5 protein-coding genes are annotated in these 6,603 nt (G+C 65.4%); 2 read left to right on the top strand and 3 right to left on the bottom strand.

Features of this window, described 5'->3' with window-relative positions; all coding sequences use genetic code 11:
• The 3 genes from BGP03_RS25790 to BGP03_RS25780 all read right to left on the bottom strand — a co-directional run.
• A partial coding sequence (locus tag BGP03_RS25790) for a hypothetical protein (RefSeq protein WP_299737815.1) occupies window positions 1–268 on the bottom strand: 268 nt, incomplete at its 3' end.
• A gap of 1,264 nt (window positions 269–1,532) precedes the next feature.
• Window positions 1,533–3,032, bottom strand: coding sequence for a hypothetical protein (locus BGP03_RS25785; RefSeq protein WP_298799380.1), 1,500 nt, complete (start codon window positions 3,030–3,032; stop codon window positions 1,533–1,535).
• A complete protein-coding gene (locus BGP03_RS25780; RefSeq protein ID WP_298799379.1) occupies window positions 3,029–4,363 on the bottom strand; it encodes a helix-turn-helix transcriptional regulator in 1,335 nt (444 codons plus the stop codon). Before BGP03_RS25780 ends, BGP03_RS25785 begins: the two co-directional genes overlap by 4 nt.
• A 242-nt stretch (window positions 4,364–4,605) precedes the next feature.
• On the opposite strand from BGP03_RS25780, the gene BGP03_RS25775 reads away from it, so the two are divergent.
• Window positions 4,606–5,520, top strand: a complete 915-nt coding sequence (locus BGP03_RS25775) for a hypothetical protein (protein WP_298799378.1) — start codon at window positions 4,606–4,608, stop codon at window positions 5,518–5,520.
• Window positions 5,521–5,531: 11 nt separating this feature from the next.
• Window positions 5,532–6,542, top strand: a complete 1,011-nt coding sequence (locus BGP03_RS25770) for a hypothetical protein (protein ID WP_298799377.1) — start codon at window positions 5,532–5,534, stop codon at window positions 6,540–6,542.
• Window positions 6,543–6,603 lie beyond the last annotated feature (61 nt).

The raw sequence follows: 6,603 nt of genomic DNA, 5'->3' as shown, positions 1-6,603 counted from the left end.
CGACCCCGCTCCCGCGGTCGATCACGCCCTCAGCCGCACTCCATTTCCGGAAGAGCCCCTTCGGCAGCCAGGTCCGACCATCAACTGATTTGTAAGCGGCGCCGCCGTCGGGCTGTTCGCGGGGACGACGGCCCATGAAGCGCACCACGCCAATGACAACCGGAGTCAGGAGAAGTAGACAGCCTAGGATCACCAGTAGATCTGTCCTGACGACAAAGCCTAGGACGATCAGAAAGAAACTCAATTTTATAACGTTCGACAGCCTCACTTGGGACTCCGTAGTGTTGGTGAATGCTCCGTGTCGCTTGCGCAGCGGGCGAGCAGACGGGTGCGGCGGGCACCGTCCCATGGATGCTGCGTGAGTCTCCATGAAGGTCGCGTCTGCTGAGACAGCGTTACGGCTGATGTCGCGATCTGCCTTTCGCACTCACGACCGTCACTGATGGTCACCTTCGCATCGTCGGGATCGGCCCTGGTCCACGGACCGGCTGGTCGCTTGTGGGCCAGGAGCCGATCAACGATCGCGCTCAATAGGTCCCGTCCGCGCGATGATAATCGGCCCAACCAACAATGGTCGATGCCAATCTGGATCTCAAATCGGTTAGCGAGTATTCCGCGTACGGTTCGTTGCGCTGCGCGATGATCAGGTTCGGGACGGCGCGCTGGGCGAGATGCAGAGAAGGACGCGGAAGCATGACACTCATAAGATCGGCCACCGCAGGCTTTTCCTTACCTTTTTTGGTATAGTGTAACTTACACCGATAGAACCATCAGCCCGCTTAGACCTATCGTACAACAAATCCCAACCACTCATCCGGGCGTCAGAAAGCCATTCTGGCTCATCTCCGGGAGGAATCATTATTTGCCCATCAGTGGTCGGGCGTCCGTTCATCCGACTCGTCATTGATGGAAGACGTTCGACGATCAGGCCGCCCCTTGCTCCCCTCACGAGCAGGTTCGGCGTCCGCCAATGCACATCAAATGCCGGACCGAACGCGCATTGGAGCCAATTGACTAGCGCCTGCAAGTCCTGGACGTCCCGCGGCGAAGATCCATCTGGATTGACTAACTCCTTGACGCCATCTTGAATATAGACGCGATAGCAGTCGGGTGGTCCGATCTTCACAAAAGCGTCCGCCAGAGACTCTGAAAAAAACGATCGATTGCTAATCCTCGCCAGGAAGCCGGCCACTCTCAACCCCTCGATTCATGCTCATGTCGGTACCGCACCTCTCGGCGGCCCCGCCCTCAGTCAACCGTATCTCGCTCGCAGAAACCATAGCGTTACATCATCCACCTCTGATTCCTTCGCTCCGATTTAGGTGAAGAGCCCGATTCGCTGCAGGGATAGCCATCTTGTGGCGCAATTGGCGCGGACAAGGGCGCCCACTATTTTGACCGTGTCCGCTCGTCGCTTTGGTCCGCTGGTCGCTGGCTCGGGCTGCATTGAGTCCACCCGCGGAACTCCATTCTGGAGGGGCCTAAGCATGTCGTCGGGCTCGTGTCTCGGAGTGTGTATTGACCTCGGGGGGTCATTGGCGGTTTTCCAGGGTTTCCAGAATCTTAGCCTCGAGTACGGATGAGACGGGGTGCGGTGGACGTTCATTTCGACTGTGTTCTGCAGCATAAATGCTTGCCGCGGTCCAGGCTTGTACCTCTTGGGGAGGTTGTTCGAGTCGGTTGTCGCGCTGGTCGAGTGCTTGCCAGACGTCAACGACCCGGTTATTGAGGATTCCGCGGTCGTCTGCTCCGCGAGCGAACTCGGGCAGGAGTCCGGTGGCTGTGTGGACGTGTCGACACCGTGAGCGGAGTTCCTCGGCGAGGGCTGGGAAGCTGTGACGGTCGAGACCGTTGGCGATGTGCATGCTTTGCCACACCCAGGAGTTGCCGGTGTGGTAGCCGCCCGGCCAGAATCGGATCTCGTCGGCGTGCAGGCTTCGCACGCCGGAGCTGCAAAGCAGGCCCGGACTGAACAGTTGGCGGACAATGGCGTCGCGGTATTCCTGGAGGCCTTCGCCGTCCAAGAGTTCGCTGGTGAGGAGGTGGCCCATGTCGCTGGTTCTGGTCTGCAGTTGTCGCCGCGTTCCGGTAGGTGTGTAGTCCAGTGCGGCAGCGAAGAAGCCGTCGCCCCCGTGCTCGGTCCAGAAGCGGTTCAGCACCGCGGTGCGAAGTCGGTCCGCGCGTTCTCGCAGGGCGTTGGCCGTGGGGCCTCCGTGGTGACGGGCGGCGTTGAGCAGTGCGTCATAGGCGACGGCTTGGACATCCAACGCCGCGACAGGTTGCTCGAGGTTACAGAGGGTGCCGTCAGTGTGGCTGAGGGAGTCCCACGAATCGCGCCAGGTCTGGTTCTCGATTCCGCGGGGGTTGATCCGCCGGTAGGTCAGCAATCCGTCCGAGTCAGAATCAATGCGTCCGCACAGCCATGCGACTGACTCGTTGATGCAGGCGGTCAGGGTCGGACGGCTTCCGTCGCGCCGCTCAACGACCAGGTCTCCGGCGGCGCGATCGGCGCGGACGTGCCCCGTCGCGGCGATGACGAACAGTGGGGTCGCGTCGACGGAGCCGAAGTAGGGCCATCCCCAGCCGCTGTGTGCGGTGATCTCGCGCGCGACGGGATCGTCGGGGTCGCGCCACTCGTGGACGATCTTGCCGGGTTCCTCCTCGCTGGCGATGTCGTGCTGCACGCCCTGGCCGCGGGCGAGGGTCTCGACGGTCGCCCGGCGCAGCCGCGGGAACAATCCACCGATGAACTGGTCCACTCGCAGGGCGTCGCGGCCGAACACCGCCTCGAACTTGCGTAGCTCGGGATCGGCGGACGTGGGGTTGTCGGCTGTGGTGGCGGCATGGAGCGGGCCGGTCGAGCCGAGCTCGGCTATCTCGGAGACACGCCCCAGGGCTAGCAGGGCGCGGGTCGTGGATACAGGTGGGTTTGGACGATGTGATGCGACGGTCCGGCAGGCCAGGATCCGATCGTCGGACCCGAGGTGCGCCCGGATGTCGGCATCATCGGGGGTATCGATCCGGTTGCTCATGCGGGCGCCAGTCCTCCGTCGCGCATGCGGCGCATGGCGTCGTCGAGGTCGAAGGAACGCCTATCCGGTGAGTGGGCTGCGACGACGGCGTGGAGGTCGCTGAGAGCCCTCTCCGCCAGGAGCGCCCACATGTCGTAGAAGGCATCGCGGCCGTCCTCTGCTTCGTCGCTGAAGTTGGATCCTTCGGGTAGGTCGACGGGTAGAACCACGGTGCGCCGCTCCAGACGCTTGTTGCGCCGGAGGATCTCATCGATCTTGCGACGTTCCTCCCGCATGTTGTTGAGGTCGCCGGCCATAGTCTGCGTCGTCTGGTGCTTTTCGCGGTATCGGACGCCAGCCGTCCATGTCATCAGCTGGTCGGTCGCTCGGAGGTAGACCACATGTGGCTCGCTGACTAGGCGCGGGTCATCGAGCAGGTCGAAGGTGTGATGGCAGTTGTCCCCGCCGACAGCCCACACCCGCGGCCGGCCGAGGCGTTCCGCGCCGGCGACGTACGTCCGCGCAACCTGCTGTCGCTCGTAAGCGTTGACGTCGTGCTCTTTATGTAGGAGCCGGGCGTACGCCCGTGACGCCACGAACCCGACGTGGGCAAAGTCGAGATCGAACGCATACGCCAGCCAGCTGGCCACATCGGCCGAGCCTGCCCAGTGGCTGCCCACGACGCAGACCGATCGAGGACAGTTGGCCTGTGGTGAACCCGAACCGCGCCGGATCCCGTTCATGCGGGCCACCGCGATGACCGTTGCAGGATCGGGGGTCGGCAGGCCGAGTGAGGCCGCCGTTTCAGGAAAGCCGATGAACCCAGCCTGGAACCAGGCCATCTCGACCCGCACCAGCTCCTCGAGGTGGTCCCGGAGCCCGTCCGCTTCACGCCCGGCCAGCGGCTGCACTGCGATGAGGTCGTTGACGTGGCGGCGGAACCGACCGGTGCCGGTCATCAGCGGGGCGACTGTCACCCGGTAGCCCCCTGAAGCGACGATCTTGGCCGCGATGAACGCGGCGCCGTGTTGTTGGTCGAGTTCGACACTTCCGGCCGTATGCGCCATCCCAGAGGCGAGTTCCTCAAGATGCTCGTTGTACTCCTGGCGCTCCCACACCTGGTCGAGGTGGCCCAGCATGGTGAGCATCCGCGCCGTGGACAGGTCTAAAACGGGACACAGCTTGATCATGTCGTCCGCGGATGGTGCCTGGTGGTTGTTCATGATCCGTTGGACCTTGCCGAGGCCGAGACCCGTCCTCGTTGCGATCGCTCGGTGCGTGATCTTCTGCCGGTCCGCAGCATCGCGCAGGACCTGACACCACTCAGGGATTTCCTTGTTGCTGATCTTCATAGCGAGAGGTTAGATCCCGTACAACCGCGCCAGAGCAGGAACATTCGGAATCCGAACGTCGACATTCGGCGAGTGACGCGCTTCACAGCGGAGTGACCCCGCTTCCAAGGTCAACTGCTCGGAATCCGAGCGCCTGCGTTCGGCTGTTGGTCAACTTCTGGACGCTTGATCAGCGCCTATGGATCCTGGCTGCCCAGCGGCCGGTCCACGACCGCGACACCCAGGATGTCACGGAGGTACTCATGGCCAACATCATCCACATCAGGTCACGCCGCGAGGAGCGGAACCCTGCAGCTATACGGGACGGCGACGAGGCTGTCGGGGCTGGGCGCCGAACAAGGACGCCGAGAGACCGCAATCGTGGCCTGGTTCGGCCTGCTGGGCAGCGACGAACGATCGGTTGGGCGAGTGCCGCCGCCGGTGCCGTGCTCGTGGCCGGATGTAGCCTGCCGTCCGCTTCCGCCGCGCCAGCCGGGTCCACGCCCGGCGGCCCGATCGCTGTGTCGCGTACCGAGGTCGCCTGCATCGACGTGACGACCTCCGTGCCGGCCGAGTTCGCAGGCCGGGCGCAGGGCTGGTTCGCCGACCGGGTCACCCACTCGGTGACCGGGCCGATGCGGCCGGCGACCTACTACCTGCGCGCCACCGAGGCCGCGAGCTACTCCGACTCCGCCGGGCTAGTCACGGTGACCCTGCCGGAGGTACCGGCCCCGCCCGACCCGCCGGCCCTGCCGACGAGCCCGTACGAGACCGTCCGCAAGCAGGAGCTGCAGCGCTCCTACGCTGATCGGCTCGCCACCCAGCAGGCGCAGGTCGAGGCGGCACGCCAGCAGGCCGCCCAGCAGGCGGAGAAGATCCGAACGGCCGCGCTCCCACGAGACAACCGCGGCACCGACGTCCTCGGCTGCGAGATCAAGGCCGGCGATCTGCTGGGTGACAGTGGCGAGCGCACGCTCTTCGTCGCGACCGACCTGATCCCCAACGGTCAGCAGCAGGCGCTGCCGCCCGGCCTTCTCAAGGGCGTCGCGGTGGTTCTCACGCAGTGGTGCACCGATGACGCGGCAACCTGCCGTGCTCGGCGCGACGCGTTCGCGGCCGATGTCCACGGGGCGGGAGCCGCGTCCTTCGCCGTCATCGACCCTCAGCAACTGGGCTGAAGGAGATCGTGGTGAACACCCTGATGCTGATCTTCGGTGTGGTCGTCGTGCTGCTCCTGCTCGGCGGATGGCGGCTGCGGCTCTCCCGCCTGATCTGGGCGTTGTTCGGCGTTGTGGCCGGGATCGTCATCGCCGGCGCCGCGGTGCTCGTCTGCGCCCGGGCGTTCCTCGTCAGCGGAGTCGCCCGCACCCGGGCAGCGCTGGCTTTCCAATCGACCGGCGGTGTCGAGCACGCTCCGTCGGCGTGGGACGTGATCGGGCCCCTGGTCTACAGCCTGTTCGCGACCGCGATCCTGGCCGGCGACCTCGTGCTGGCCGGACTGCGGTTCGGCGCCCTACTCGGTATCCCGGTCGGTGACCTACCGATCAACGATCAGATCCTCGACCTGTTCGCCGGGGTGCTCTTCGTCGCCGTCGTGGGCACGTTCGGGCTGCTCCTGCTCGATGTTCTGCATGTCACCCCCACCGCGCGGCCGTTCGGCGTCGCGGGCAAGCGAGCCCACAGGCTCCTGCAGGGGATCGCCATCGGCGGCACGGCGTGTGCCGTACTGGCCGGCTCGTTGTTCCTGATCTGGGGGCAAGGCGCAATCGCGGGGTCCCCGAACGGCGACCTGGCGACCCTGTTCATCGCCAGCTTTGGTGCCCTGCTCGTGGTCGCCTCGATCATCGCCATCGCAGGTGCCCTCGCCCTGCCGCTAGTCGTATGGCTCGGTGTCCAGGCCGTGCTGCTCGCCGCGGTCGTCGCGACCGGCTGGCTGCTGCGGCTCACAGGCGCCATGGTCCGCGGCCTGCACGAGCTCGTCCAGGCGGCGCTGCTGGCCGCGGCCTGGCCCGGCGAGGCCCTGTGGAACTGGCTCGCCGGTCGCACCGGAGCCCGCATCGGGATCGTCCCGGTCGCGACGCCTGCACCGCTCCCTCCGCTGGGCCGACCCTGGCCCGCGGAACCCGGGCAGCTCATGCACCCGGCCATCGCACTCCCGTCGGCCCCTGCCGACGAACTCACGTCCCGTCCCGCTGTCTAACCCAAGGAGTTTCAATGACCGTGTCAAGCCGCGCTGACTGCCGGGGCTGGTGCCTCGGTGG

The organism is Pseudonocardia sp. 73-21, from assembly GCF_001899645.1.
Taxonomy (GTDB): domain Bacteria; phylum Actinomycetota; class Actinomycetes; order Mycobacteriales; family Pseudonocardiaceae; genus Pseudonocardia.
The sequence above is the reverse complement of the archived record's forward strand: the minus strand, read 5'-3'. Positions and strand labels throughout refer to the sequence as shown.